Source organism: Bifidobacterium vansinderenii (assembly GCF_002234915.1).
In the GTDB taxonomy this organism is placed as follows: domain Bacteria; phylum Actinomycetota; class Actinomycetes; order Actinomycetales; family Bifidobacteriaceae; genus Galliscardovia; species Galliscardovia vansinderenii.
Genome location: NZ_NEWD01000002.1, coordinates 24,459 through 50,642, shown reverse-complemented (window position 1 = coordinate 50,642; position 26,184 = coordinate 24,459). Strand labels below are relative to the sequence as shown.

Genomic DNA, 26,184 nt, shown 5'->3' with positions numbered 1-26,184 from the left:
CTCATTCTAAGGGACGTGGGGAGGCGCGAGCGCATGCGTGTGGCTGCGGGCGGAATCGTGGAGGTGCTGGCGTGAGCATCGAGGCCTACGAGAACACGGCCGGGGTCACGCGGTACGCGGTGCGGTATCGAAAGCCCACGGGGAAGTGGACGCGGAAGCGCGGGTTCAAGCGCAAGCGTGACGCCGTGGACTGGGAGGCCGCCAACACGGTCAGCAAGAACACCGGCACGTGGGTCGATCCCACCATGGGTTCGGTCACAGTCGGTGACCTGGCGCCCGCGTGGCTCGCCAAGAAAGCTCTGGTAGCCAAGCCCAGCTATCTGGACGATCTCGAGGACGCGTGGCGCATCCACGTGAAACCGGTGTTCGGCTCGACGCGCGTGCTGGACATCCGTCGCGGTGCCGTCCAGGAATGGGTCACGGCGCTGGGCTCAGACAAGCTCGACGACAAGGGCGAGGTGACCGAGCCCGGCAGAAGCGCGAGCGTGGTGCTCAGGGCGCACGGAGTGCTCGCCGGCATCCTCGACGACGCCATGGCCGACCACAGGATCGCAGAGAACCCCGCCAGAGGGGTGACACTGCCCAAAAAACGCCGCAAGCCCCACACGTACCTGACCGCCGGCCAGCTCATGCGTCTGGCCAACGCGTGCATCACCACGATGGGGGAGCGGCCCACGTACGAGGAGCGCAAACGACGTCTGCTGGTGCTCATGCTGGGCACGATCGGCTCGAGATGGGGCGAGACCATCGAGATCCACATAGACGAGATCGACTTCGACAGGCACAGGATCCCGCTGGACCTGAGCGCCACCCAGGTGCGGGGGAAGATCGTGCTGGGCACGCTCAAGGGCGAGGAGGCCCGTACGGTGTCGTTTCCGGCGTTTCTGGACCCCTACCTGCATGACGTGATAGACGGCCGGGAAAACAGCGACCAGCTGCTGTTTACGGGCCCTCTGGACGGGTATATGCGACAGGTGGACTCTCCGTCCAAGGATGGCAACTGGTTCAGCGCCGCATGTGACCGCGCCGGAGTGCCCAGGATGACGATGCACGATCTGCGACACACCGCGGCGAGTCTCATGGTCCGCAGCGGCGCCAATGTCAAGCTCGTGCAACGCCAGTTGGGGCACAAGAGCGCCGCGATGACCCTGGATGTGTACGCGGATCTATTCGTCGAGGATCTGGACTCGGTGGCGAGCGCGATGAGCGACATGCTGCTCACCTACGGCGTGTCGCACACCGTGAAGGCCGCCTAGGCGTTTTGGGAATGTCCCGGAAATGTCCCAAGCGGTTCTGGGAAACAAAAAGACCCCTTGAAAATCAAGGGGTCTTGTCTGTGTCCGGAGCGGGACTTGAACCCGCACGGTTGTATAAAATAACCACTAGCACCTCAAGCTAGCGCGTCTACCATTCCGCCACCCGGACAGGTGCCGTGCTTGGCAACGAGATGGAACTTTATCATCATGGGTGGGGTGTCTGTCAAATCGGAGTTGCGGATCGGCGTGTCGCGTGATTTATCAAAGGATGGGCAATACCGATCACTCCATTGGGGGAGTAGGCATTCGGGGCGAAGACGAGGATAGGGGTGATGGTCGGTGGCTGCGCGGCGATCGATGGCGTCAGATCGGACCGATGATGGATCCGAAAATTCGTGATTCATGACAGATCGGTTCGACGGGGAGGCTGCAGTCTGATTTCGATGGATCGTTTTTGGAGGATGATGAAGACCATGAAGTCCGTGCGTATGTCCCAGGAAATGTCCCACGCGGTTCTGAAAAACAAAAAGACCCCTTGAAAATCAAGGGGTCTTGTCTGTGTCCGGAGCGGGACTTGAACCCGCACGGTTGTATAAAATAACCACTAGCACCTCAAGCTAGCGCGTCTACCATTCCGCCACCCGGACAGGTGCCGTGCTTGGCAACGAGATGGAACTATATCACCCCGGATAGGGGATGTGTCAAATCGGATCGTTATCCGGCGTGTCGTATACGTTTGAACCATGACGTTTCCGCTTTTTCTGATTGACCCCGATACGGACGAAACCCCGGTAAACGGTGACGAACTGCACGACGGCTGGGTGCTCACCCTTCCGCAGGCCGTTGCCCGCCACGCATTCAAGTCGATGCGTCTGGAGGAAGGCGATCGGCTGCAGCTATCCGACGGCCGCGGGTTGCGCATCCTCGCCACGGTGCACGATCCGGAGAACCGGCAGGTGCGCGTGGACGAGTTCTCGCGCGAACCCGCGACGGTCACCCGTCTCGCGCTGGTGCAGGCGCTCGCCAAATCGGGCAGGGACGAGCAGGCCATAGAGACCGCCACGGAGATCGGCGTGGACCTGGTGGTGCCGTGGCAGGCGAACCGTTCGATCGTGCAGTGGAAGGCGGGCAAGGAGGCCAAGGCCGCCGCCAAATGGCGCCAGGTGCTCGATGCGGCTACCGAACAGTCTCGCCGCGCATGGTCGCCGGAACTTGGCGACAAGGTCTCCAGCAAGCAGATCGTGGAGATGTGCCGCCGCGCCAATGTGCACGGCGACATGGTGATCGTGCTGCACCAGGACGCCACCGACACATGGAGCGGCATCGAAGACAAGGTCAGGGCGATGGAGGAGCGCTGCCTTGACGACGGTCGCGCTCGCACGGTGAACGTGGTCGTCGGCCCCGAAGGCGGCATCAGCGAGGAGGAGGTCGCTGCGTTCGTGGATGCCGGAGCCGAGGCCGTGGTGCTCGGCACCAACATCATGCGCGCATCGAGCGCGGGCCCAGTGGCGCTCGCCCTCCTGACCCGCGTGCTTGGACGATTTTCCTGACCGCTGATTCCACGGAATCCCCCGAAGCGCGATAGCATGAAGACGCAGTGCCACCAATGCAAGGAGGAAGCGTGAGCCAGGAAAACGACTGCCTGTTCTGCAAGATCATCGCCGGAGACATCCCGAGCACCAAGGTGTACGAGGACGATACCGTGTACGCGTTCAAGGACATCAACCCCAAGGCCAAGGTGCATGTGCTCATCGTGCCCAAGGACCACTATCCGAACGTGGCGGCGCTTGCCAAGGCGGAGCCCGCGAGGCTGGCGCACATCGTGGAGGTGGCAAAGTCCATTGCCGACTCCGAGTTCCACGGGGAGTACCGTCTGGTGTTCAACACCGGCGTGGACGCCGGACAGACCGTGTTCCATGTGCATGCGCATGTGCTTACCGGCGAGGTGCTTGACGAGTAGCCTCGCGTTCCCGGCCGGTTCGAGACCGTGCTCGTCCATACGTTGCTGATCGAATCACACGAACGAAAGAGACAACGACCTAACGTGGCCACAACAACACGTACCATTACGATTCCTTCGGAACTCGATCCCGTCGCCGTGCTCGGCCCCGCCGATCAGGTGATCCGTGAGGTGGAGAAGGCGTTCCCGGATCTGACCATCATCGTGCGAGGCAACCGCGTCGCGATCATGTCGCGCTCGCGGCAGACCGAGGCACAGGCCAACAAGGCACAGGAGATCGTCGATGCGATTATCCATGCGGCCTACAGCGCGCCCATGGACGCCGATACGGTGCGGCGCATGCTCGCCAACTCCCACGCGGATCTTGGCACCATCCGTCGTGAGCAGTCGGCCGCCAGACGCGGTGCGGTGCTCGAGACCACCGACAGGGGCCGGGGAAACGTGTCCCAGAACGAGCGAAAGCGTCCACGCGTTCCCGGTGTCATCACATTCGCGTTGGGGGCTCCCGTCCGCCCGAAGACTCCCGGCCAGATCGCATACGTCAATGCGATCGAAAGCCACATCATCACGTTCGGCATCGGCCCGGCCGGTACCGGCAAGACCTATCTGGCCGTGGCAAAGGCCGTACGCGCCTTCGAGGACGGTCAGGTGCATCGCATCATCCTGACCAGACCGGCCGTGGAAGCGGGAGAGAACCTCGGTTTCCTGCCCGGTACGCTCAGCGACAAGGTCGACCCGTATCTCAGGCCGTTGTACGATGCGCTGAGCGACATGCTCGGTTCCGATCAGCTGCACCGGTATCTGGCCGACGGCACCATCGAGGTGGCTCCGCTCGCCTACATGCGCGGCCGTACCCTCAACGACGCCTACGTGATCCTCGACGAGGCTCAGAACACGACCGAGCAGCAGATGAAGATGTTCCTCACCCGTCTGGGATTCAATACGCGCATGATCATCACCGGCGACATCACGCAGATCGATCTGGCGGTGCCGAGCTCCGGACTGAAGACCATCGAACGTGTGCTGCACGGCATCGACGACATCGCCTTCGTGCATCTGCAGCCGCAGGACGTGGTGCGCCACGAGCTCGTCGGCAAGATCGTGGAGGCCTACGGGCGCTACGATGAGGAACGCCAGACGCGCCGCGAGCGCCGCGACCGTCATGATCGGCATGACGACACCCATACCAACAGCAACGATCAGGAGAACAACGCATGAGCGTGGACGTGACCAACGAAACCCCGTGGACCATCGATCCCAAGGTGTTTTCCGACCTCGGCGTCTGGGTGCTCGACCAGATGCGCGTGAGCGTGCAGTCCGATCTGACCATCATGTTCAACGATCCGGAATCCATGGCGCAGCTGCATGAGCGGTGGATGAACCTCGAGGGGCCCACCGACGTGATGAGCTTCCCCATGGATGAGTTGCGTCCCGGCAACGCCAAGTTCACGCCCGAGGGCGTGCTCGGCGACATCGTCATCTGCCCGTACGTGGCCGCCGAGCAGGCCCGGGCCGCCGGACATTCCACGATTCAGGAGATGCTGCTGCTCACCATCCACGGCACGCTGCATCTGCTCGGCTACGACCACGCTACGCCGGAGGAGGAGCGTCAGATGTTCGGCCTGCAGCGTCAGCTGCTGCTCACCTTCCTCGCATTGCGTCCCGGCGTGCTCGACGACGTGACCCTGCCGCAGGGGGCGCCCGATCTGCTGGCGCAGTATGACGCCACGCACCGCGACGGCCGCACCCGATCCCGGAAAGGCTGAGCGGGGGAGTCGATGATGGTGAGTCTTAGCGATCCCACGATACCGATAGTCGTCGTGCTGGCGCTGGTGGCGCTGCTGCTGGTGTGGTTCTCCCTGGTCATGGCCTCCACCGAGGGAGCGGTGTCCCGGGTGACGAGGTCCAGTCTGAACAACCTCATTCTCGATGTGCAGACCAGCTCCGACAGCCAGTTCACCAAGATGAAGCAGATCGGCCGCATCCATCGGGTGCAGCGTCTGGTGGCCGATCGTTTCGCCACGTCGGGATCGTGTGCGTTCTTCCGCATCGTGTGCAACATCCTCGACGGCGTGCTGGTGGCCAGCATCGCCGATGCGCTGGGCGCTCCGCTGTGGCTTACGCTGTTGGTGGGGCTTCTGTTCGCGCTGGTGGTTGGCGTGGTTTCCATTCTGGTGCGCCCGCGCAGCACCGGTGCCAGCAAGCCGCTGCAGATCATGCTCCGACACGCCAAGGTGGTGTCGATCGTCGTGTTTCTCACGCCGTTCGCCCGTGTGAACGGCATCGGCCGTGGCTCCGGCAAGGCTGAGCTGTCCGACGACGAGGAGCTTGAGAAGATCCATCTGGAGCAGGGCCGTGCCATGATCGACCGTCTGGTCGAGACCAATGACTTCGATCCGGAGATTTCCGAGATGCTGCGCAACGTGCTCACGCTCTCCGAGACGCTGACGCGCGAGATCATGGTGCCGCGCACCGACATGATCTGCATCGGTCGCAACGAGCCGCTCGGCAGCGTGCTGAAGATGTTCTCCCGCTCCGGATTCTCCAGAGTCCCCATCATCGGCGATTCCGTGGATGATCTGGTCGGCATGGCATATCTCAAGGACGCCGTGCGCGCCGTGGCCTTCAATCCCGCCGCAACCGACCGTCCTGTGGAATCCATCAGTCGCGACCCGCTGCTCGTGCCCGAATCCAAGCCCGTGGACGACCTGTTCCATCAGATGCAGCGTCAGCGCCAGCACGTGGCCATCGTCGTCGACGAATACGGCGGCATTGCCGGTCTGGTCACCATCGAGGACGCGCTGGAGCAGATCGTTGGCGAACTCGAGGACGAACATGACCGTACGCAGAAGTCCGAGCCCGAACGGATCGGCGAGGGACGATGGCGATTCCCCGCCCGCGCGTCGATCGCCGACATCGAGGAGATCTTCGAAATCGATCTTGACGAGGACGATGTCGACACGGTGTATGGTCTGCTCACCAAGATGCTCGGACGCGTGCCGCTCGTCGGATCCAGCGCGGTCACGCATGGACTGAAACTGACGGCGGTCGACTCCGCCGGACGCCGCAAGAAGGTGTCGACCATTCTGGTCGAATCGTTGGGCAGCGTCGTCGACAAGGACTCCACCAAGGACTCGTCCAAGTCCGACCATCAGGACGACGCCGATGACGAATGACGTCCCAAGGTGAATCATGCCGCTGCGCGACGTCTGCCGTATGGGTAGCCCGTACGGCAGACGTCGCGCTAAAGTGGTTTCTCATGCAAGAAGCTTACAGGTCAGGATTCATCGCGGTCGTCGGACGACCGAACGTAGGTAAGTCGACGCTGATCAACGCGTTGATCGGCTCCCATATCGCCATCACGTCCTCCCGCCCGGAGACCACCCGAAAGGCGATCCGCGGCGTGCTCACCACCGACAACGCGCAGATCGTGCTCGTGGACACCCCCGGTATCCACCGTCCCCGCACGCTGCTGGGACAGCGACTCAACGACATCGTCGACAACTCCCTGTCCGACGTGGACGCCGTCGCATTCCTGCTTCCCGCCGACCAGCCCATCGGCCCCGGCGACAAGCGCATCCTCAGCCGTCTGCGCGGCGACTTCGCCCGCAAGAACGACGACGGCACCTTCACCTGGAAGGTCCCGCTGATCGCCGTCGTCACCAAGATCGACGAGCTCAACCATGCACAGCTCGTCGACAAGCTCATCGAGATCAACGAGTTCGCCGCGTTCTCCGACATCGTGCCCGTATCGGCCCTCGAGAAGGACAACCTCGACGAGGTGAAGCACGTGCTCATCGAGGCAATGCCGGAAGGCCCTCAGATGTACCCGGACGATCAGATCAGCGAGGAGCCGCCCTCCGAGACGATCGCCGAACTCATTCGCGGCGCGTTCCTCGAGGAACTCACCGACGAACTGCCGCATTCGCTGGCCGTGGTGGTCGACTCCATCGACTACCCGGACGAGGACGAGGAGGACGAGTCCGATGCACAGCGTCCGGCCAACGCCCCCAAGCCCAAGGCCCAGGTGCATGTCTCCGTGTATGTGGAGCGCGACTCGCAGAAGCCGATCATCATCGGACGCAAGGCCGAGCATCTGGTGCGCGTCAAGAAGAAGCTGCGCACGCCGATCAACCGCATCGTCGGATGCAAGGCCAACCTCGACATGCATGTGAAGGTGGCCAAGGAATGGCAGTCCGATCCGAAGAAGCTGGAACGCCTCGGATTCTGACGGCGGATCTTCGGGACCTCGCATAGAAAGGACAATGCATCATGAGCAGCCGCAATGGCACGCACTCGGGCATCGTGAACGTGGCGATTCTGGGCTGTGGCCGCATCGCGCATCACATGGCGCAGACGTTGCAGGGCATGAGCCGGGACGAACGCTATTCCGATCTGATCCGCCCCTATGCCGTGGCCACGAGAGCCGATGAGTCCCGTGCCCGTGCATTCGCCGACCAGTACGGTTTCCCGCACGCCTACGGATCGTACGAGGACATGCTCGCCGACCCCGAGATCGATCTGGTGTACATCGCCACCCCTCACGCTCTGCACGCCGATCAGGCCATCGCCTGCATGCAGGCAGGCAAGAACGTGCTGGTGGAGAAGTCCTTCACCGCGAACGAATCTCAGGCCCGACGCGTGCTGGACGTGGCCCGCAAGACGGGACTGACCTGCACCGAGGCGATCTGGACCCGATACATGCCCAGCCGGCAGCTCGTTCTCGACGTGCTCGGTTCCGGCGAGATCGGCACGCCGCGGCAGACATACGCGAACCTGTCGTACCCCGTCTCCGGCAAAGCCCGCATGACCGACCCCGCCATGGCGGGCGGTGCGCTACTCGATGTGGGCGTCTATCCGATCAACTTCATCGCCATGGCGTTCCCGGACGCCGGCGTCGAACGGACGATCAGCTCCTGCACCCTGACCGACAGGGGAGTGGACGAGCAGTTCTCCGCCACGTTCTGGCTCAGCAACGGCGTGTCGGCCACGATCGACTCGTCCATGGTCTCCGTCGGCAGCCGACAGGGTGTGATCCAGGGCGATGCCGGATATCTGATCGTCGAGAACATCAACAACCCCGAACGCATCGACGTGTTCGACAAGGATCATCGCAAGGTGCGTTCCATCGACGTTCCCGAACAGATCACGGGATACGAATACCAGGTGGTCTCCGCGGCCCGAGCGATTCTCGATGGCCGTGTCGAATGCCCGGAAATGCCTCACGAGGAGACGCTGCGCATCATGCGCGTCATGGACTCCCTGCGCGCGCAGTGGGGCGAGGTTTATCCGTTCGAGCGGTGAGAGTCCGCCACGGGGTTTCGCGTCCGTCGATCCGATTCGTCAGGCGCCTCCGATCAGTGCCGGTGAGGAATGAAAACGACGGGGCCGGTGTCCACGGAATCATCGTGGACACCGGCCCCGTCGTCTTGTCATTTCTGCCGTGTCGGTTGCGGGCGGTCGCCTACTTCTTGCGCGGCGTGTACATCTGCGTGTTGAGCAGTTCGGCGTAGCGGGCGATCACCTTCGGACGGATGACCTTCATCGACGCGGTCATCAGGCCGTTCTCCTGCGTGAATTCCTCCGGCAGCACAATGAACTTGCGCACTGATTCGGCGCGGGACACGCCGTCGTTCGCCTGATCGACGAACTTCTGGATCTCCGCGCGCACCGCGGCGTTCGAGGCGGCCTCCTCCATCGACATGTCACGGTTGAGACCCTTGGACTCCAGCCATGGGCGCAACGCCTCCTCGTCCAGCGTGATCAGCGCCGAGATGAACGGGCGCTTGTCTCCGAGCACCAGCGCCTGGGAGACGATCTCACAGCGCTGGATCACCTCCTCGATCGGACCGGGGGACACGTTCTTGCCACCTGCGGTGATGATGAGATCCTTCTTGCGGCCGGTGATGTACAGGAATCCGTTGCCGTCGAGACGGCCAAGATCGCCGGTGGCGTACCATCCGTCGTCGGTGAACGACGACTTGGTGGCCTCATCGTTCTTGTGGTAGCGGTGGAACACCGAGGCGCCCTTGATCTGGATCTCGCCGTCGTCACCGATGCGCAGCGAGAAACCCGGGAACGGGATGCCGACGGAACCCTGATGGAACGGCACGCCCAGCGGATTGAACGCGCACGGCGCCGTGGTCTCCGTGGCACCGTAGCCCTCATACACCGGCACCTTGGCGCCGCGGAAGAACGCCATGAGCTCCGGGTCGAGCGGGGCGCCGCCCGAGACGATCCACTGCATGCGGCCGCCCAGTACATCGCGCAGCGACTTGTAGACGACGGGATCGAACGAGGCACGACGGGCGGCGGTCAGCGCGCTGGCATGGCCCTTGTCGTTGACCTCCTTCATGTAGTCCTGCGCGGCGGTGACCGCTGCGGCGAACACCAGGCCCTTGGCACCGTGTCCTGCCTTCTGGGAGGCGGCGTTGTACACCTTCTCCAGTACACGCGGCACCACGATCATCACGGCCGGCTTGGCCACCTGCAGGTCGCTGATCAGCGTCTTGATGCCCTGAGCGATGTAGACGCGCATGTCGCTGGCCACCACGATGTAGTTGATGGCGCGGGCGAAGGAATGTGCCTGAGGCAGGAACAGCAGCACGGAATTGCGTTCGTCGTGCAGCAGGTCGGGCATGTAGTCGCGCAGGTTGAACGCGTCGGCGCAGTAATGCTCATGCGTCATCTCCACGCCCTTCGGCGCGGCGGTGGAGCCGGACGTGTACACGATCGAACACAGGTCGGTCTTGCGGATCGAGCTGATGCGCTCATCCAGTACGGCATCGGAGACCGAGGCGCCGTACGCCTGGATCTCGTCGAGTCCACCGGTCTCCAGGCATACGACATGCTCCACCGTCGGGCAGTCGGCGAGCACGCTCTCCGCCTCGTCACGCATGGCCGTGGTCTCCACGATCAGCAGACGGGCATCGGAATTGTTTGCGATGTTGCGGATCTGCTCTCCCGAGTCGGTGTCATACACGGTGGCGAGCACACCGCCGCACGCCATGATCGCGGCATCAGTGATGTTCCACGCGTAGCTGGTGCGGCACATGAACGCCACGCCGTCGCCCTTCTTCAGACCGTAATGCAGCAGGCCCTTCGCGGTGATGCGGATGTCGGCGAGTACCTCGTTGGCGGTCTTGGTAACCCACTGGCCGTCCTGCTTGAAGGTGTACAGCGGCTTATCGCCCATGCGTTCGGCACGTTCGGCATAGATGTCGTAGATGCTTGTGCCATCGTCGAGCGGCGGATTGCCGTCCGTACGGGCCGTCAGCAGACCGGCGTCGTCCAGGAAGGTCGTTGTGGCGTAGCCGGGACCCCAGAAATCCACGTGCGGCAGCTCGTCGGGGGAGGGCATCTCCTGCGACTGCGGGTTGTCGGGCAGGCCGTCATCGTTCAGATCGTCGCTGCCGGGGTAGTCCTGATAATTGCGTCCGAGGTTGGAAGCACGATGAGCCGCCGACGCGACGGCGTTCTTCACGGAACCGATTAGACCCACGAGTTCTCCTTCAACTTAAAGATTCCTCGCACACTTTAGCCCCCGTCCCGCTCGTTACGCTACCGTAGGCGGGGTGGAACAACGCCGTTCGGACGATCGGTGTACCGCAAACTTCCGTATCTTGGGCAAATGTTGCCAATTGTTGACTTTGATATAGACTTATCGGGGCGTTGCGGATTGGCGTGGCGCCATTACAGAAGGATTACGAGGGAGGACCAGGTGGCGGAAGATACGCAATCGACCATCACTTATGGAATTTTCAACGAGACCGCGGAATATGAATCCCGTGTGGCTCTCACCCCGGATATCGTCAAGCGACTCAAGCGCTCGTCCGTCGAATGCGTCATCGAAAGCAACGCAGGACACGCCGCCGGTTTCAGCGACGAAGACTATGTGAAGGCAGGCGCCAGGATCGGCTCCAAGGATGAGGTCATCAAGCAGGCGCAGGCGTTCGGATTCGTGGGACGGCCCGATGACGAGCTCGTCGGCAAGCTGCCCAAGGGCTCCTGGGTCATCGGCATGCTCGGATCGTTCACTGATCAGGAGTACGTGGATCGTCTCGACAAGGCCGGACTGGTCGGTGTGGGCATCGAAAAGCTGCCCCGACAGCTCAGCTCCGCACAGTCCATGGACGAGATGACCAGCCAGAACTCCGTCATGGGATACAAGGCCGTGCTCAAGGCCGCCGACGCCTACGGCTCGTTCTTCCCCATGATGACCACCGCGGCCGGCACGATCCGCCCCGCCAAGGTGCTCATTCTGGGCGCCGGCATCGCCGGACTGCAGGCCATCGGCACCGCGCGCCGTCTCGGAGCGGTCGTGACCGCCTACGACGTGCGTCCCGCCGCCAAGGGCGAGGTGCTCTCGCTCGGCGCCAAGTTCCTGGATCTGGGACTCGACTTCTCCAAGGGACAGGGCGAGGGCGGCTACGCCCGCCAGCTCACCGCCGAGGAGCAGGCCGCCCAGCAGGCCGCCGTGGACAAGAAGGCCGCGGAATTCGACGTGGTCATCACCACCGCCAAGGTGCCCGGACGCAAGCCCCCGGTGCTGCTCACCAAGGCCGGCGTCGACGGACTGCACCGCGGCGCCGTGATCGTCGACTGCGCGGCAAGCGAGCTCGGCGGCAACGTGGAGGGTTCCGAGCCGAACCAGACCATCGTCACCGACAACGGCGTGCAGCTGATCGGCGCTCCCGATCTGGCGAGCGGCGTGGCCACCACCGCATCCAACCTGCTGGCCCGTAACGTGGCCGACGTGCTCGCCCACTTCGTGCACGACGGCAGCCTCGCCATGGATCTGAACGAGGAACTCGACAACGCCATGGTCGTCGCCGGACGCGACGCCACGGCCACCAAGGAAGAGGAGAAGTGATCATGCCGGATCTCGTCGTTTCGATCACACTGTTCGTACTCGCCCTGCTCATCGGCATCGAGGTCATCGGCAAGGTGCCGGCGACCCTGCACACCCCGCTGATGTCGGGCGCCAACTCCATCCACGGCATCGTCATCGTCGGCGTCGTCATCGTCGTCGCCGAAGCCCACACCCCGCTCGCCTACGTGTTCATCTTCCTTGCCGCAGTGCTCGGCACCATGAACGTCGTCGGCGGCTATGTGGTCACCGACCGCATGCTCGAGATGTTCAAGAGCTCCAAGCCCTCCAAGAAGGACGAGAAGGAAGGCGATAAGTAATGACCGCAACACCCATCGATATCGTTGCATGGTTCGTATACCTGCTGGCCGCCGTGATGTTCGTCATGGGCCTGCACTTCATGAACTCCCCGAAGACCGCGCGCAAGGGCAACCAGATCTCCGCCACCGGCATGGTGTTCGCCGTCGTCATGGCGTTCGTGCACCTGTTCGTGCAGGGCTTCATCTCCACCACCGCCGTGATCGTGCTCGTCGTGGGCATCCTCATCGGCGCGGTGGCCGGCGTCGTGTCCGCCAAGAAGGTCAAGATGACCGACATGCCGCAGCTGGTCTCCGTGTTCAATACCGTGGGTGGCGGCGCGGCCGCGCTCGTGGCGCTCAACGACATCCTCACCAACGAGCAGCTGCCCACCCTCGTCGTGCTCATCACCGCCGGCCTCGGCATCATGATCGGCTCCGTCACCTTCACCGGCTCGCTCATCGCCGCCGGCAAGCTGCAGGGCGTCAAGTTCGTCAAGAACCTTAAGCTGCCCGGCAAGAGCTTCTGGAACGTGCTGTTCATCATCCTCACCATCGCCGCATTCGTCATGCTGTGCGTGCAGCCCGAACAGCGACTCCTCTGGTCCGTGCTGACCACCGTGTTCGCCCTGTGCTACGGCCTGGTGTTCGTCATCCCGATCGGCGGCGCCGACATGCCCGTCGTCATCTCCGTACTCAACGCCTGCACCGGCACCGCCGTGGCCATGTCCGGCCTCGCCATCGACAACGTGGCCCTGATCGTCGCCGGCGCCCTCGTCGGCGCGGCCGGCGTCACCCTGTCCATCCTCATGGCCCAGGCCATGAACCGTCCACTGCTCTCCGTCCTCGCCGGCGGATTCGGCGGTGACAACGCGGCAGGCGGCGACGACGGCGTGACCGGCACCATGAAGGAGACCTCCGCCGACGACGTGGCCGTTCAGCTCGTCTACGCGCAGAAGGTCATCTTCGTTCCCGGCTTCGGCCTCGCCATGGCCCAAGCCCAGCGCGAGCTCGCCGACCTTGGCGAACTGCTCAAGAGCCGCGGCGTGGAAGTCGCCTACGCCATCCACCCCGTCGCCGGCCGTATGCCCGGCCACATGAACGTGCTGCTCGCCGAAGCCAACGTCCCCTACGAGGAGCTCGTCGACCTCGACGACATCAACCCGCAGTTCCCCACCGCCACCATCTCCCTGGTGGTCGGCGCCAACGACGTCACCAACCCGGCCGCACGCCGCCCCGGCACCCCCGTCTCCGGCATGCCGATCCTCGACGTCGACAAGTCCCAGAACGTCGTCGTCATCAAGCGTGGCCGCGGCAAGGGCTACGCCGGCATCGAAAACGAGCTCTACTTCGAAGACAACACGCAGATGCTCTTCGGCGACGCGAAGAAGGAGCTGCAGGCTATCATCGCCTCCGTCAAGGAACTCATCTCGTGATCATTCACGTAACGCGTGCGGCTTCGGCCGATCGGAAGACTCGACGTACCGTCGTACGCCTTCGCCTTCCGCTCGACCGAAGCCGCACGCGTTACGTGAATGATCCCCCCCCTGAAAGCTTTAGGTCCTTCGGTCAGGTGAGACTCTTTTAGGAAACCTGAGCTTGAAAAGACTTGAAACAGTAGGGGATGCGAGAAAGGTCCAGTAGGTCGAACATATGCGAGGCCCTGTCCGAGGAATCGGGCGGGGCCTCGCCTGCGTTTTGGGAGGGATCCCCGTGGGAGGGAATCGCCGGACGGGACCTGTGCGCGGGTGCAAGGGACATCGGGCGAGACTATGTGAGGCATAGGGCGATGTAGGGTGGCGGTGTGAAGAAGTTCGTTGTCCGTATGCTTGATGCGACCCCGGCCGTGGTAATCGTGGCGATCGAGGGCGCGCTGATGTACATCGCCACCGGTACCGCCAAAAGCGTGTTCACCCAGATCAACCCGCTGTGCGCGGCATGGTACCGGTTCGGATTCCTTGCCCTGCTCATGCTCCTGTGGCGCCGGCCGTGGCGGCGCGAGGTGCGCAACACCCTGCCGAACACGCGACATGACTGGCTGATCACCGCCGGATGCGGATTCGCCATCGTTGCCATGAACACCATGTTCTACCTGGCCATCAGCCAGATGAACATGGGCATGGCCGTGGCCATCGAATTCATCGGGCCCCTTGGTGTCGCCGTGCTCACCGGACGCAACTGGAGGGAACGCATCGGCATCGTCATCGCGGCCGTCGGCGTGGTGCTGCTCGCCGGCATGTCGCTCGCCTCGCCCGACGGTGGGCACTTCATCGTCGGTCTTGTCGCCATTCTCATCGGCGGCAGCATGTGGGGCGTCTACATCATCATGGGCCGTCAGGTGGCCAACGCCGGCAGTCCGCTCAACCGTCTGTCCGTTGCCATGTGCATCGGATTCGCCATCCAGTCGGTCTTTCTTGCCGTCCCTGCCGTCCGCGGACTGTTCGTGCCGCCGCAGACGGCGACGTGGCTGGTTACGGAAGGCGGCTGGGGCATCCTGCATCTGCTGCTGCTCATGTTCGTCGTGTCCGTGTTCAGCTCGTTCTTCCCCTACGTGATCGACCAGGTGGTCATGCGCAAGACCACGCCCGGCGCGTTCTCCGTGATGCAGTCCATGTACCCGGCCGTGGCCGTGGCGGTCGGACTGCTGTTCTCCGAATTCCCCACCGTCTGGGAGATCGTCGGTGTCGGATGCGTGATGCTCGCCGTGGTGGTCACGTTCTCCGGAACATCCCGTGTGCGACACCCGGTTCGCCGTGATTCGGTGGATGTGGTAGACTAAGCGACTGTTGTCTTGGCGAGGGAGCGGTGACGTGAATTGCGTCATCCTCCGTAATCGACTCGACGTGTGATTTTCCCGTGCACTGCACGGCGTTCTCCGCGGCGCGTCGATGCGCCAAAACGAAACCTCAGGTTTTTCAGTTCTATTAAGGAGAACATCATGGCAGATATCACCCTCGAAGGTGCCGTCCGTTCCGAGTTCGGCAAGGGCGCGGCCCGTCGCCTGCGCGTCGCCAAGCTGGTTCCGGCCACCGTGTACGCCGGCGGCGAGAACCCGACCTTCCTGCAGCTCCCGCTGAAGGAGACCACCAACGCTCTGCGTCACACCAACGCCCTGTTCGAGCTGAAGTTCGGCGAGGACTCCAAGCTCGCCGTCGTCAAGGACGTGCAGCGCAACCCCGTCAAGCAGCAGATCGAGCACGTGGACTTCTACGAGGTGCGCGCCGGCGAGAAGATCGAGGTCGAGGTCCCGGTCTTCGTTGAGGGCACCCCGAAGGGCGCCGCCGTGGCGTTCGTCGACATCCAGGAGCTCAAGGTCAAGGCCGACGTGACCAACCTGCCCGAGCGCATCACCATCAGCGTCGAGGGCCTGGTCGACGGCACCAAGGTGCTGGCCAAGGACGTCGTCCTGCCCGAGGGCGTGGAGCTCGTGCACGACAACCCGGAAGAGTCCGTCGTGACCGTCGAGGTGCCGGAAGACGCTGCCGAGGCCCCGGCCGCCGCTCCGGCTGCCGACGCCGATGCCGCCGCTCCGGCTGCCGACGCCGCCCAGGCCTGAGCCATAGCGCTCGCCTGATCGTCATCCGACGATGAACGACTAACCGATGGACCACCATCGGAGAAGAGCCCACCGTCCGTGTGGGCTCTTTGCGTTCTTGGATGATCATCGGCGTCCGTTTTCATAATGTGAACTTTCTTTCATGTCGGTAACAGGCATGTGAGAAAGTGTTACTCAGTTCGGCGCCAGAAGCGCCGATGACATACTGATAGCCGATTCTCGATCGGCAATGAATACAAAGAAGCTGAGAATGACAGAAAATACTCATCACGATCCGGCGGCCCTGTCCAAGCTGGCCGACGCCTTCACCGTGCTGCCCAACGACAACCCGGCCTCCGACGCCAAGCGTCAGGAGCTCATCGACAAGCCGGCGTTTGGTCAGGTCTTCTCCGACAACATGACCCACATGACGTGGACCAAGGGCGAAGGCTGGTCCGACCGTCGCGTCGAGCCGTACGCCCCGCTGAAGATGGATCCGGGCGCATCCGTGCTGCACTACGCTCAGGAGTGCTTCGAAGGCCTCAAGGCCTACCGTCACGCCGACGGCTCCACCTGGCTGTTCCGCCCGGACGCCAACGCCGAGCGTTTCCAGAACTCCGCGAAGCGTCTGTACCTGCCCGAACTGTCGATCGACGACTTCCTGGGCTCCGTGGCCGCACTAGTCAAGCGCGACGCCAACTGGGTGCCGTCCCGTCGTGAGTACACGCTGTACATGCGTCCGTTCATGTTCGCTTCCGAGCCGTTCCTGGGCGTGCGCGCTCCGCAGGAGGTCGACTACTGCGTGATCGCCTCCCCGTCCGGCCCGTACTTCCCCGGTGGAGTCAAGCCCGTGAGCATCTGGGTGGAGGACAAGTGGTTCCGCACCGGCCCTGGCGGCACCGGCTTCGCCAAGTGCGGTGGCAACTACGCCGCCTCCCTGCTCGGTGAGTACACCGGCATCGAGAACGGCTGCGAGCAGGTGTGCTTCGTGGACGCCGCCACCAAGACCTACCTCGAGGAGCTTGGCGGCATGAACATGATGGTCGTGCACAAGGACGGCCATGTGGAGACCCCGTCCCTGACCGGCAACATCCTGCCTGGCGTCACCCGCCGCTCGCTGATCCAGCTGCTGCAGGACGACGGCCACGACGTGGTCGAGACCATGATCGCCCTTGAGCAGCTGCTCGAGGACATCAAGTCCGGCGAGGTCACCGAGGTGTTCGCCTGCGGTACCGCCGCCATCATCACCCCGATCGGCCGCTTCAAGTCCGAGAAGTTCGACGTGACCGTCGCCGACGGCGGCTCCGGCGAGCTGACCGTGGCCCTGCGCAACAAGCTGCTCGGCATCCAGCTCGGCGAGATCGAGGATCCGCACAACTGGATGTGGAAGGTCTGCTGACCCTTCACAGCCTGTTTTGAGGACTGTTGGAATCCCAGTGTTTTCTGGGGTTTCAGCGGTCCTCTTTTTCGTTTTTTGGCACGTCTTGGGCACGTTCTTCTGTTTCCTAGCTGATGGCCTTGTCGATGTCGTCGACGTGTACAGGCACAGCTGCGTGACCTATGGGGCGAATACGGCAACGTGGACATGCCTGAATATGCGACGGAACTATTGGATCCCGATCGTGCGCTCTGGGACCTGCAGGGCGGGTTCAACGACACCGACTATGCGGGGCCTGACCTACACGCAGGTCAAGAACGGCCGGGCGCGCAGCGGCGTGACCCTGGCCGACCTGTGGCCCGACCTGAGCAACGTGGACGACGCCCAGCAGTTCATCGCCGACATGATCGCCACCAGCGGCCGCATGACCATGCGAGCCAACATCGCCAAGGACCCCACCAAGCCCCGCTGGGCTCGAGTCTGCGGAGGCGTGAAGCCGTGCGCGTTCTGCGTCATGCTCGCGTCCCGAGGCTTCGCCTACTCGAGTGAGGACACCGCATCCCTGGGCGGGAGCTTCCACGACGGGCACTGCCATTGCACGGTCGTGCCCAGCTGGGGTGCAAGCACGCAGCTGCTCGAAAAACAGTCGGAGTGGAAGAGCATGTATTCTCAAGCGATGCAGTCGGCCAAAGACTCTGGCGATGGTACTGGTCTGAAAGTGATAACGTCATGGCTCCGCTACTTGAATCCGGACAAACTCAGCGATGGATCCGCATTCCAGCCTGACATGCGCATACCAAGAGGGTGTAGGCTCGAGCAGCAGCTGGGAGCCTCATACACCAAGAAGATTAACGAGCTTCTTCGCGATACCACGCATAAGTCCGCTGCGCGACTGTGGGCAAAATATGCCGATCGTTTTGAAATCAAAGATGGGCAGTATCAGGGAATCGCTGAATACAACCCATCAAAGGGTGGTATTTACATTGATATTGATACCGCTATGAGTGGGGACAATGTTCGTCGCGAGGGGCAGAATCTATTCCACGAAAGTGGCCATATGCTCGATTGGATACTGGGCAGGAATGGGTATCGTTCCGCTGAGCCAGTCGGGGGCGGCTGCTTGCCGATGCTCTTAACCAGGATGCCGACACCCTTTTTCGTGGTACACAGGCCGTACTTATGGTCTCGGGCAGGGATGCGTCAAGGGCCTCGGTTCTTGACGCAATAGCCAACGAAATCCAGTCAGGCAGCAAACTGACCGATCGGAATGTGGAAGACATGCTACAAGCCGCGCTGGGGAGGACCATCCATATTCCGTTGGGCATACGGCTCCTGGATACTTTCTGGGCTTGGGCAATACCAGACAGTCACGGGAGGCTTTCGCCGAGATGCTCGACGCCCAAATATCTAATCCGGAGGCGTGGCGGCTCATCGTCAATTACTTCCCGGAAAGCGTTAGAATATTCAATATCATGATCGAGGAGACGCTGGGGTGACGGAAGAGGAGTATTTCGCGGCTCACAATGGTGACGGCATCAATAAACTCCTCCGCTCTTACCATCGTGCTTTCCGCAAAGGGTACTTTGATATCGAGGCAACCGGAGTCAGGCTTTCCGAAGAGGAACTCCGGGCGGATCTGTTGCACTGTCTCTATCACAACAAGCCGAAAGACATGATCGATAGCCCCGATAAGAGACTCATCGAACTTATTGGCATACGGGGAAGCGGCATCTGATTTTCTCAGTATCCATCACCAATGGTTAGGTTTATAACCATTTTTCTTGTCTTTAGCCACCCGCATGGGTGGTTTTTTTATGCCCGCACGGGCCCCAAACCCTATTTTCCAAGGAGGAAGCATGGCCGAGGAAACCATCGAGTCCCAGCAGCCTGCGGGCGAGCCGAACGGCGAGACGCAGGCCACGGAGGTCGATTGGAAGGCGAAGTACGAGGAGACGCTGGCCCACTCTCGTGAGTGGGAGAAGCACGTGAAGGCCAACAAGACGGCTGCCGACGAGCTGGAACAGCTCAAGGAAAGCCAGATGACCGAACAGCAGAAGGCCGCAGCCCGAGCCGTCGAGCTCCAGAAGGAGCTCGACGCGTTCAAGGCCGAAAAGCAGTCCAGCGCATGGCGCAATCAGGTGGCATAGGAGACAGGTCTGCCCGCGAGCCTGATCGTCGCGACAGCCTCGAGGCCATGCAGGAGCACGCCAAGGCCATCAACGAATACGTCACGTCGAAGATAGACGACTGACCAAGGTCGACGACCCCTGCCTCCCGTTTCCGTGGAACGTTGAATAATAGCTGTTCGGCTTACTCGCGATCGGACTGAGCGGTCATTTCGTTTTTGACGGGGTTTGACGCGTTCTGATGGAAAATAAATATGGGCACAATGTGGGCGAATAGGAAAGCCGGATGCCGGCCGGCAAGATGCCGATGCCGGCTCGGCTATGCGGCCAGCGCGAAATTCGGGGTGGTGGAGAGTGCGATGCGCATGGCGCGGACGTGCTCGCCATCGTTGTCGATCACAAACACGCCTTTGAACACATATTCCATGGTGGGTGCTCCGGTAATGTGAATGCGGGGATCACGTACGAACACGAACGTGATCTCGTGGTTGCGCATCGGGCCGGCCACGCGCTGTTCAAGCGTCACATCACGCCACTCCTGCTTGGTGACGGTGATCACACGTGCGTTGAGCGACCTGAGCGGCTCGCTGTTCTTCGCAATGCTGCCGCCGAACGCATCTCGCAGCGCCTTGCGGGAAGTCAGACGGTCGCCGACGGACATCGGCCTGACGGAGACGGGGACGAGCACGGTGGCAGTGGCATGCATGGCCATGACGGAGAATCCTTTCAGAAGCGGTTTTGTGGTGACGATTCCAGTGTCATGCCAAAACCAAGGGCTGGTGAAAAACTGCCTCTTGCGAGGATATCGAGCATTAGCGGGAACCAGTGGTGTCGGCTATCGATACCATTGCAAATGTCTCTATTGTTTCTTTTTGCTAAAAAGAAACAATAGAATTAGAATTTCTGACAATTCTTTGACCTAAAACCATGGAAAGGGACCATATGCAGTACAAGAGCATTCGGCAGATGACGCATATGAGCCAGTCCACGCAGCCGCCCAAGACCATTGCCGAACATGAGTACCGACAACGGCTGGAAGGATGGAGCACGTTCAGGTCCGGTATCGTTCTGCGTGGCCACGAGATGTTCGTGGTCAACTTCCGGGAACTCGCCGCTATCCTCGACCGTGTCCGCGAACAGGAAAACATGGTGACCGCTCTATGGGAGACTCTTCCCTCCATCGCCCGTCGTGCCTACATCATGGATCTCATCGGTGCCGAGATGCAGAGCACCAACAGTATCGAGGGAGTGCGTTCCACTCGCAAGGAGATCAGCGAGGCGCTTGAGACCGCCATGACGAACGGTCCTCGCAAGCGGTTCAGCGAGTTCGCCAAGCTGTTTCTCGCACTCAGCGACAACGACCCAGAGCATCTCGCCCTTCCTCGCAGTCTGGAGGATATCCGGTCCCTTTACGACCGAGTGGTCTCCGGGGAGCTGGATGACGGTGACCTGCCGGATGGGGATCTGTTCCGCAACGGTCCCGTCTACATCGATGACGAGGCTACCGGGCGGCGCATCCATACGGGCATCACTCCGGAATCTGAGATCAAGGTGCTGCTTACGCAGTGGCTTGCCTTCATGGGGAACCGGGATGTACCGCCGTTGCTTCGCGCTGCGATGTGCCATTTCGCGTTCGAATACATCCATCCGTTCTACGATGGCAACGGCAGAACGGGACGGTTCTTGTTCGCCCTGCAGCTCAGGCGACATCTGAGCGTGCCCACGGCCATCAGTCTCAGTCCCGTGATCTCTGATGGCAAGGACCGGTACTACAAGGCGTTCGAGGATGCTCAGCACCCATTGAACTGCTGCGATGCGAGTTTGTTCTCTTACCGGATGATGAAGTTCGTGAACGATGCGCAGCGGCGCATCATCGATGATCTTTCCGAAAAGTACGGAGCGTTCGAGCGTGCCAAGGCCGTACTTTATGAGCTCAGCCGCGAGCGCGGATGGAGCGATGACCAGGTGGATATCGTCGGCGTGCTCATTCAGGAGGAACTATTCGGAACGCCGCCGCACCGGGTTACTCGCCCACAGTTGCAGAATGGGTTGAAGTTCGGCCGCAAGCGCGTGAACACGGCTTTGGATCCGCTGGTCGAGAGTGGAGCCATGGTCACGATGGGCATGCGTCCCGTCCGCTATTCGCTGGCCGACGGCATGAGGCGATTGTTGCTGGGCGAAGGTTAAGCAGAAAATTTCGCGCTGCCACGCATTGAAGGTGAACAACGGGCGAACTCTGGCATGGTGTCAGTGTGTCACCGACGTACGGTGCTACGCTCTTATCGGCTGAAATTCGATATGGGGAGACCCGCGGTCGATGGGGGGAGGGCGCAGTGGATCAGGTCGCGCTGGAAAGCAACGCCGTATTCATGGGAATCGAATATCTGGCGATCTTCATCTGCGGTCTTTCCGGAGGCTTGGCGGCCATCCGCAAGCATTATGACCTCTTCTCTATACTCGTTATCGCATGGGTCACGGCGCTTGGCGGCGGCATCACGCGAGACGTGCTGCTCGGCGACCTGCCTCCCGTGGGCATTACGGACAAGGGATTCGTGCTCACGGCATTGTTCTCCGGCATCATCGTCGCCGTCGCGCATCCGGAGATCGAGCACCTCAAATGGTCGATGATCGTCACCGACGCACTGTCGTTGGGCCTGTTTGCCGTCAACGGTACCGCCAAGGCGCTGGCGTTCCACACGTCCGGCATGACCGCGGCGTTTCTGGGCATGTTCACCGCGCTCGCCGGCGGCACCATTCGAGACATCCTACTCAACGAGGTGCCGTCGATCCTGCGCGACAAGCATCTGTACGCGGTGCCGTCATGCGTGGCCTGCGTGCTCACTGTGTTCGCCTACCGTGCGTCCGTGTATTGGAATCTGGGCCTCAACGGCGAAATGGTGCTGGACGTGGCCATCGTGATCCTCGTATTCGTGCTGCGCGTGATCTCGGTGAAGTTCAACATCACCTTCCCCGGTGCAATGGAGCGTCGTCGTGCTCATCTGCCATCGCAGGGAAAGTATCTCAAGCGTCCGGTGATCCACCCGGATTCGGTAAAAGGCGCCAAGGACGGCGGCGACGAATAAGCGGCCGACCGTATGACCGTATCAGAGCGTTCGCGTGGATGACGAGGGTCGTTCCTTCTTGCTTTTTGCCTACCGCAATTCTGTTCACAATGTGGACGAATCCGTGATCAGTGAGGTGGGATGTCGTCGAGACGGTGTTCAATCAGAGCCATAACTCAATAACGCATCTTCAGGGCAGGGTGAAATTCCCGATCGGCGGTATAGTCCGCGAGCATTGAGATCGAAATCGAATCAATATGCAGGAACGTTACGGCGTTCGTGAACCGGTGTGATTCCGGTACCGACAGTTACAGTCTGGATGGAAGAAGAATGCGGCGGCGCAATCGTACCTTGCGCGGCCCACGTATATGCATGCCCCTGAATTCCAATGGAGTTCAGGGATTTTTTTGTTTTCGGCATACGTTTGGGGCAGCGGAATGGTCCGTGCGCCGCCACGTACCCTGGACATGCTCTATCGCGTCGAAAGGGGAAACGTGAACGATAGAGATTTCATGTCCGTGGCATTGCGCCACGCAAAACTGGGCGTGGGAAAAGTCAATCCCAACCCCATGGTGGGAGCCGTCATCGTACGCGACGGCCAGATCATAGCCACCGGTCACCATGACCATTTCGGCGGATGGCACGCCGAACGATCCGCATTGGAGGCGGCCAAGGCCCAGGGCGTTTCGGTCCGCGGCGCCACGATGTACGTCACCCTGGAACCCTGCTGCCATCAGGGCAAGCAGCCGCCATGCACACAAGCGGTGATCGACAGCGGCATCTCCCGCGTCGTCGTCGGCTCGTCCGATCCCAATCCGCTGGTGGCGGGCAAGGGCATCCGACAGCTGAAACGGGCGGGAATCACCGTCGAGCAGGGCGTGCTTCGCGACGAATGCGATGCCCTCAACGAGATATTCATGCACTACATCGTGCGGCGCACGCCGTTCGTGCTGCTCAAATACGCCATGACCATGGACGGCAGAATCGCCACGGCAACCGGCCGGTCGCGCTGGATCACCGGAGAGGAGTCCCGCAGACGCGTGCATGAGGACCGCAACCGTTTCGCCGCGATCATGGTGGGCGTGGGCACGGTCCTCGCCGACGATCCGATGCTCACCTGCCGCATCGAAAACGGCCATGACCCGCTGCGCATCGTATGCGACGGCACGTTGCGCACCCCACTGGACGCCGCACTCGTGCGCAGCGCCCACGAGACCCCGACGATCATCGCTACCCTCTCCCACGACGAGGAACAGGCCAGACCGTACCGCGACGCCGGATGCGAAGTGCTGACGATCGACGCCGACGCTGAAGGGCACGTGGACCTGCAGGCACTGATCCGAACACTGGGGGAGCGTGGCATCGACAGCGTGATGATCGAAGGCGGCGCCACATTGGCATGGTCCGCCCTGCACGCCCGGATCGTCGACAAGATCGACGCCTACATCGCACCCAAACTCTTCGGCGGCGCCACGGCCCCATCTCCCGTCGGCGGACCCGGCGTGGAGGACCCCGCCGACGGCTACCGAATCGTCAACCTCACGGTGCGGACGATCGGAGACGACGTTCTTCTCGAAGGAGGAGTGGACTATGTTCACCGGAATCGTTGAGGACCTCGGCACCGTGGAATCGCTGACCCGCGGAGCCGACTTCGCCGCGCTCGCCGTATCCTCCGACGTCGTGGTCACCGATCGCACGCTGCTGGGGGAGAGCATCGCCGTCAACGGCGTGTGCCTGACCGTGACCTCGATCCACGGCACGACCTTCACCGCCGACGTCATGCATGAGACGCTCCGCAGGTCAAGCTTGGGCTCGTTGTGCCGGGGAAGCCACGTCAACGTGGAGCGTGCCATGCCTGCGGACAGCCGGTTCTCCGGGCACATCGTCTCCGGGCACATCGACGGCACCGGCGACGTGCAGTCCATCGTCCGAGACGGCATCGCCACGGTCTACACGATCGGCGCCCCGCGCAATCTGATGCGGTTCATCGCGGAGAAGGGATCCATAGCGGTGGAGGGTATCAGCCTGACCGTGACCTTCGCGGACGAACGGTCGTTCGGCGTGTCCATCATTCCCCATACCTCCGAGCACACCGTACTGCCGGAACGCAAGGTCGGGGACCTCGTCAATCTCGAGATTGATCCCATCGCCAGATACGTGGACCGGCTGCTGTCCATGCCGCAGGCCGACACCGACGAGCACTCGGAACCGACGTCCGTTTCAGCGCCCACGCTCACCAGGAACTTCCTGCTGGACCACGGATTCTGACCGCGGCGCCGGTCGCGGCCGACCGCACATGATCGGTGACATATCAGCCACCTATTCATTCGTCACATCATCGAACATATCGAGGAACACATCATGAACCAGACAACGAACATCCACTCTGACTCGGAACACGAGCCGAACATCGACCCCGTGGAGCGCGCCGTCCGCGACATCGCCGCGGGCCGCATCGTGGTGGTCGCCGACGACGAAAGCCGTGAGAACGAAGGCGATCTCATCTGTGCGGCACGCTTCGCCACTCCGGGCAACATCGCCTTCATGGCCACCCACGGTCGCGGCCTCATCTGCACCCCGATGAGCGGCGAGATCGCCGAACGACTGGACCTGCCGCCGATGTGTGCGTCGAACACCGACAACCACCAGACGGCGTTCACCGTCTCCATCGACCATGTGACCACGTCCACGGGCATCAGCGCACGCGACCGTTCCGTCACCGCGCTGGCGTGCATCGACCCTGACGCCAAGCCAGGGGATTTCCGTCGTCCCGGGCACATGTTCCCGCTGGTGGCCCGCCCCGGCGGCGTGCTGGAACGCAACGGACACACCGAAGCCACCGTGGACCTCGCCCGGCTGGCGGGACTCGAACCGTGCGGCCTGTGCTGCGAGATGATGAAGGCGGACGGCACCATGATGCGCCGAAACGACCTCCGGGAGTTCGCCGCCGAACACGGACTGGCGTACATCACCATCGCCCAGCTGCAGGAGTATCGCCGCACGCACGAGTTCCCCCACACGGTTCGCCGCGTGGCGACGGTCGACCTGCCCTCGCGCTACGGACGATTCACCATGGTCGGGTACGAATCCGAAAACGGCGGTGAACATGTGGCGCTGGTGATGGGCAAGGACATCCTCGCTTCAATCGCCGGCGGGGAGTCCGTATCCGGGCCGGTGCTCTGCCGCGTGCACTCCCAGTGCCTGACCGGTGACGTCTTCGGATCCATGCGCTGCGACTGCGGCCCGCAGCTGCAGGAGGCGATGCGTCGTATCGCCGAGCGCGGCAGGGGAGTGGTGTTGTATCTCAGCCAGGAGGGACGCGGCATCGGGCTGCTCAACAAGCTGCGCACCTACGAACTGCAGGAGCAGGGCTTCGACACGCTCGACGCCAACCTCGAGCTCGGATTCCCTGCCGACATGCGCGAATACAGCACGGCCGCGGCCATCCTCGAGGACCTGGGCATCGGATCGATCGACCTGATGACCAACAACCCCGACAAGATCGAGCAGCTGGAACAGGCCGGCATCGTCGTGGCCGATCGCGTGCCGATCGTCATCGAACCGAACGAGTTCGACGCACGATACCTGTCCACCAAGCGGCATCGCATGGGACATCTCATCGGTGCGATCGCGGACTGATGCGGACCGATCGGTCGCACAATATTTTCCGATATCTCCAACCAGACAGACAAAAGGAGCAAC

25 protein-coding genes, 2 tRNA genes and 1 riboswitch are annotated in these 26,184 nt (G+C 62.1%); of the genes, 23 read left to right on the top strand and 4 right to left on the bottom strand.

Annotated features, from left to right (window positions below):
- Positions 1-71: 71 nt before the first annotated feature.
- Positions 72-1,256 (top strand): tyrosine-type recombinase/integrase, encoded by a 1,185-nt coding sequence (locus tag Tam10B_RS00300; RefSeq protein WP_093959292.1) that lies wholly within the window; start codon positions 72-74, stop codon positions 1,254-1,256.
- An 81-nt stretch (positions 1,257-1,337) separates the two neighbouring features.
- Here Tam10B_RS00300 and Tam10B_RS00295 read toward each other — a convergent pair.
- Both Tam10B_RS00295 and Tam10B_RS00290 read right to left on the bottom strand, forming a co-directional pair.
- A tRNA-Leu gene (locus Tam10B_RS00295) sits at positions 1,338-1,425 on the bottom strand.
- A 390-nt stretch (positions 1,426-1,815) separates the two neighbouring features.
- A tRNA-Leu gene (locus tag Tam10B_RS00290) sits at positions 1,816-1,903 on the bottom strand.
- A 96-nt stretch (positions 1,904-1,999) separates the two neighbouring features.
- Between Tam10B_RS00290 and Tam10B_RS00285 the strand changes: the two genes are divergently transcribed.
- The 7 genes from Tam10B_RS00285 to Tam10B_RS00255 all read left to right on the top strand — a co-directional run bounded on the left by Tam10B_RS00285 (position 2,000) and on the right by Tam10B_RS00255 (position 8,520).
- Positions 2,000-2,806 carry a 16S rRNA (uracil(1498)-N(3))-methyltransferase gene (locus tag Tam10B_RS00285; protein WP_093959291.1) on the top strand — a complete coding sequence of 269 codons (807 nt, stop codon included), beginning with the start codon at positions 2,000-2,002 and terminating at the stop codon, positions 2,804-2,806.
- A gap of 71 nt (positions 2,807-2,877) precedes the next feature.
- Positions 2,878-3,216 carry a histidine triad nucleotide-binding protein gene (locus tag Tam10B_RS00280; protein ID WP_093959290.1) on the top strand — a complete coding sequence of 113 codons (339 nt, stop codon included), beginning with the start codon at positions 2,878-2,880 and terminating at the stop codon, positions 3,214-3,216.
- A gap of 84 nt (positions 3,217-3,300) precedes the next feature.
- Complete coding sequence (locus Tam10B_RS00275) at positions 3,301-4,434, top strand: PhoH family protein (protein ID WP_093959289.1); 1,134 nt, start codon at positions 3,301-3,303, stop codon at positions 4,432-4,434.
- Positions 4,431-4,982 carry an rRNA maturation RNase YbeY gene (gene ybeY / locus Tam10B_RS00270; RefSeq protein ID WP_093959288.1) on the top strand — a complete coding sequence of 184 codons (552 nt, stop codon included), beginning with the start codon at positions 4,431-4,433 and terminating at the stop codon, positions 4,980-4,982. The genes Tam10B_RS00275 and ybeY overlap by 4 nt, the downstream gene beginning before the upstream one ends.
- A gap of 15 nt (positions 4,983-4,997) precedes the next feature.
- Positions 4,998-6,392 carry a hemolysin family protein gene (locus tag Tam10B_RS00265; protein ID WP_093959386.1) on the top strand — a complete coding sequence of 465 codons (1,395 nt, stop codon included), beginning with the start codon at positions 4,998-5,000 and terminating at the stop codon, positions 6,390-6,392.
- An 83-nt stretch (positions 6,393-6,475) separates the two neighbouring features.
- Positions 6,476-7,447 carry a GTPase Era gene (gene era, locus Tam10B_RS00260; protein ID WP_093959287.1) on the top strand — a complete coding sequence of 324 codons (972 nt, stop codon included), beginning with the start codon at positions 6,476-6,478 and terminating at the stop codon, positions 7,445-7,447.
- 41 nt (positions 7,448-7,488) lie between these two features.
- A complete protein-coding gene (locus Tam10B_RS00255; protein WP_093959286.1) occupies positions 7,489-8,520 on the top strand; it encodes a Gfo/Idh/MocA family protein in 1,032 nt (343 codons plus the stop codon).
- Positions 8,521-8,680: 160 nt separating this feature from the next.
- On the opposite strand, the gene Tam10B_RS00250 is transcribed toward Tam10B_RS00255, so the two are convergent.
- Entirely contained in the window at positions 8,681-10,603 is a 1,923-nt protein-coding gene (locus Tam10B_RS00250; protein WP_408606614.1) for an AMP-dependent synthetase/ligase, read from the bottom strand.
- 333 nt (positions 10,604-10,936) lie between these two features.
- On the opposite strand from Tam10B_RS00250, the gene Tam10B_RS00245 reads away from it, so the two are divergent.
- From Tam10B_RS00245 to Tam10B_RS13680, 10 genes are all read left to right on the top strand, one after another.
- Positions 10,937-12,088 carry an NAD(P) transhydrogenase subunit alpha gene (locus Tam10B_RS00245; protein ID WP_093959284.1) on the top strand — a complete coding sequence of 384 codons (1,152 nt, stop codon included), beginning with the start codon at positions 10,937-10,939 and terminating at the stop codon, positions 12,086-12,088.
- Positions 12,089-12,090: 2 nt separating this feature from the next.
- Positions 12,091-12,405, top strand: coding sequence for an NAD(P) transhydrogenase subunit alpha (locus Tam10B_RS00240; RefSeq protein ID WP_093959385.1), 315 nt, complete (start codon positions 12,091-12,093; stop codon positions 12,403-12,405).
- Positions 12,405-13,817, top strand: a complete 1,413-nt coding sequence (locus Tam10B_RS00235) for an NAD(P)(+) transhydrogenase (Re/Si-specific) subunit beta (RefSeq protein ID WP_093959283.1) — start codon at positions 12,405-12,407, stop codon at positions 13,815-13,817. Before Tam10B_RS00240 ends, Tam10B_RS00235 begins: the two co-directional genes overlap by 1 nt.
- A gap of 368 nt (positions 13,818-14,185) precedes the next feature.
- Positions 14,186-15,160 (top strand): EamA family transporter, encoded by a 975-nt coding sequence (locus tag Tam10B_RS00230; RefSeq protein WP_093959282.1) that lies wholly within the window; start codon positions 14,186-14,188, stop codon positions 15,158-15,160.
- Positions 15,161-15,319: 159 nt separating this feature from the next.
- Positions 15,320-15,937 (top strand): 50S ribosomal protein L25/general stress protein Ctc, encoded by a 618-nt coding sequence (locus tag Tam10B_RS00225; RefSeq protein ID WP_093959281.1) that lies wholly within the window; start codon positions 15,320-15,322, stop codon positions 15,935-15,937.
- A gap of 250 nt (positions 15,938-16,187) precedes the next feature.
- Entirely contained in the window at positions 16,188-17,315 is a 1,128-nt protein-coding gene (locus Tam10B_RS00220; RefSeq protein ID WP_093959280.1) for a branched-chain amino acid aminotransferase, read from the top strand.
- Between the two features lie 265 nt (positions 17,316-17,580).
- Positions 17,581-18,522, top strand: coding sequence for a VG15 protein (locus Tam10B_RS00215; RefSeq protein ID WP_093959279.1), 942 nt, complete (start codon positions 17,581-17,583; stop codon positions 18,520-18,522).
- 264 nt (positions 18,523-18,786) lie between these two features.
- Positions 18,787-19,029, top strand: coding sequence for a hypothetical protein (locus Tam10B_RS00210; protein ID WP_093959278.1), 243 nt, complete (start codon positions 18,787-18,789; stop codon positions 19,027-19,029).
- A gap of 121 nt (positions 19,030-19,150) precedes the next feature.
- Positions 19,151-19,441 (top strand): hypothetical protein, encoded by a 291-nt coding sequence (locus Tam10B_RS00205; RefSeq protein ID WP_093959277.1) that lies wholly within the window; start codon positions 19,151-19,153, stop codon positions 19,439-19,441.
- Entirely contained in the window at positions 19,420-19,545 is a 126-nt protein-coding gene (locus Tam10B_RS13680; RefSeq protein WP_269843556.1) for a hypothetical protein, read from the top strand. Before Tam10B_RS00205 ends, Tam10B_RS13680 begins: the two co-directional genes overlap by 22 nt.
- Before the next feature lie 194 nt (positions 19,546-19,739).
- Here Tam10B_RS13680 and Tam10B_RS00200 read toward each other — a convergent pair whose 3' ends face one another.
- The gene (locus Tam10B_RS00200) at positions 19,740-20,132 is read right to left on the bottom strand and encodes a hypothetical protein (RefSeq protein WP_093959276.1); all 393 of its coding nucleotides are present in this window, start codon (positions 20,130-20,132) and stop codon (positions 19,740-19,742) included.
- 263 nt (positions 20,133-20,395) lie between these two features.
- Between Tam10B_RS00200 and Tam10B_RS00195 the strand changes: the two genes are divergently transcribed.
- The 5 genes from Tam10B_RS00195 (at position 20,396) to Tam10B_RS00175 (ending at position 26,121) form a co-directional block, all read left to right on the top strand.
- Complete coding sequence (locus Tam10B_RS00195; protein WP_233133507.1) at positions 20,396-21,607, top strand: Fic family protein; 1,212 nt, start codon at positions 20,396-20,398, stop codon at positions 21,605-21,607.
- 182 nt (positions 21,608-21,789) lie between these two features.
- Positions 21,790-22,503 carry a trimeric intracellular cation channel family protein gene (locus Tam10B_RS00190; protein ID WP_093959384.1) on the top strand — a complete coding sequence of 238 codons (714 nt, stop codon included), beginning with the start codon at positions 21,790-21,792 and terminating at the stop codon, positions 22,501-22,503.
- Between the two features lie 161 nt (positions 22,504-22,664).
- Positions 22,665-22,818: riboswitch (FMN riboswitch) on the top strand.
- Positions 22,819-22,976: 158 nt separating this feature from the next.
- Positions 22,977-24,092 (top strand): bifunctional diaminohydroxyphosphoribosylaminopyrimidine deaminase/5-amino-6-(5-phosphoribosylamino)uracil reductase RibD, encoded by a 1,116-nt coding sequence (gene ribD, locus Tam10B_RS00185; protein WP_093959383.1) that lies wholly within the window; start codon positions 22,977-22,979, stop codon positions 24,090-24,092.
- On the top strand, positions 24,073-24,750 hold the full coding sequence (locus Tam10B_RS00180; protein ID WP_093959274.1) for a riboflavin synthase: 678 nt from the start codon (positions 24,073-24,075) through the stop codon (positions 24,748-24,750). The genes ribD and Tam10B_RS00180 overlap by 20 nt, the downstream gene beginning before the upstream one ends.
- Positions 24,751-24,843: 93 nt before the next feature.
- Positions 24,844-26,121 (top strand): bifunctional 3,4-dihydroxy-2-butanone-4-phosphate synthase/GTP cyclohydrolase II, encoded by a 1,278-nt coding sequence (locus Tam10B_RS00175; protein ID WP_093959273.1) that lies wholly within the window; start codon positions 24,844-24,846, stop codon positions 26,119-26,121.
- The last annotated feature ends 63 nt before the right edge of the window (positions 26,122-26,184 follow it).

What these genes read in the sequence shown, in the direction of transcription:
- Tam10B_RS00190 (WP_093959384.1), top strand. Translation starts at nt 21,790, where the DNA reads ATGGGAATCGAATATCTGGCGATCTTCATCTGCGGTCTTTCCGGAGGC.
- Tam10B_RS00200 (WP_093959276.1), bottom strand. Translation starts at nt 20,132, where the DNA reads ATGGCCATGCATGCCACTGCCACCGTGCTCGTCCCCGTCTCCGTCAGG.
- Tam10B_RS00175 (WP_093959273.1), top strand. Translation starts at nt 24,844, where the DNA reads ATGAACCAGACAACGAACATCCACTCTGACTCGGAACACGAGCCGAAC.
- Tam10B_RS00195 (WP_233133507.1), top strand. Translation starts at nt 20,396, where the DNA reads ATGAGCCAGTCCACGCAGCCGCCCAAGACCATTGCCGAACATGAGTAC.
- Tam10B_RS00215 (WP_093959279.1), top strand. Translation starts at nt 17,581, where the DNA reads ATGCGGGGCCTGACCTACACGCAGGTCAAGAACGGCCGGGCGCGCAGC.
- Tam10B_RS13680 (WP_269843556.1), top strand. Translation starts at nt 19,420, where the DNA reads ATGGCGCAATCAGGTGGCATAGGAGACAGGTCTGCCCGCGAGCCTGAT.
- era (WP_093959287.1), top strand. Translation starts at nt 6,476, where the DNA reads ATGCAAGAAGCTTACAGGTCAGGATTCATCGCGGTCGTCGGACGACCG.
- Tam10B_RS00255 (WP_093959286.1), top strand. Translation starts at nt 7,489, where the DNA reads ATGAGCAGCCGCAATGGCACGCACTCGGGCATCGTGAACGTGGCGATT.
- ybeY (WP_093959288.1), top strand. Translation starts at nt 4,431, where the DNA reads ATGAGCGTGGACGTGACCAACGAAACCCCGTGGACCATCGATCCCAAG.
- Tam10B_RS00285 (WP_093959291.1), top strand. Translation starts at nt 2,000, where the DNA reads ATGACGTTTCCGCTTTTTCTGATTGACCCCGATACGGACGAAACCCCG.
- Tam10B_RS00180 (WP_093959274.1), top strand. Translation starts at nt 24,073, where the DNA reads ATGTTCACCGGAATCGTTGAGGACCTCGGCACCGTGGAATCGCTGACC.
- Tam10B_RS00205 (WP_093959277.1), top strand. Translation starts at nt 19,151, where the DNA reads ATGGCCGAGGAAACCATCGAGTCCCAGCAGCCTGCGGGCGAGCCGAAC.
- Tam10B_RS00235 (WP_093959283.1), top strand. Translation starts at nt 12,405, where the DNA reads ATGACCGCAACACCCATCGATATCGTTGCATGGTTCGTATACCTGCTG.
- Tam10B_RS00220 (WP_093959280.1), top strand. Translation starts at nt 16,188, where the DNA reads ATGACAGAAAATACTCATCACGATCCGGCGGCCCTGTCCAAGCTGGCC.
- Tam10B_RS00265 (WP_093959386.1), top strand. Translation starts at nt 4,998, where the DNA reads ATGGTGAGTCTTAGCGATCCCACGATACCGATAGTCGTCGTGCTGGCG.
- Tam10B_RS00225 (WP_093959281.1), top strand. Translation starts at nt 15,320, where the DNA reads ATGGCAGATATCACCCTCGAAGGTGCCGTCCGTTCCGAGTTCGGCAAG.
- Tam10B_RS00240 (WP_093959385.1), top strand. Translation starts at nt 12,091, where the DNA reads ATGCCGGATCTCGTCGTTTCGATCACACTGTTCGTACTCGCCCTGCTC.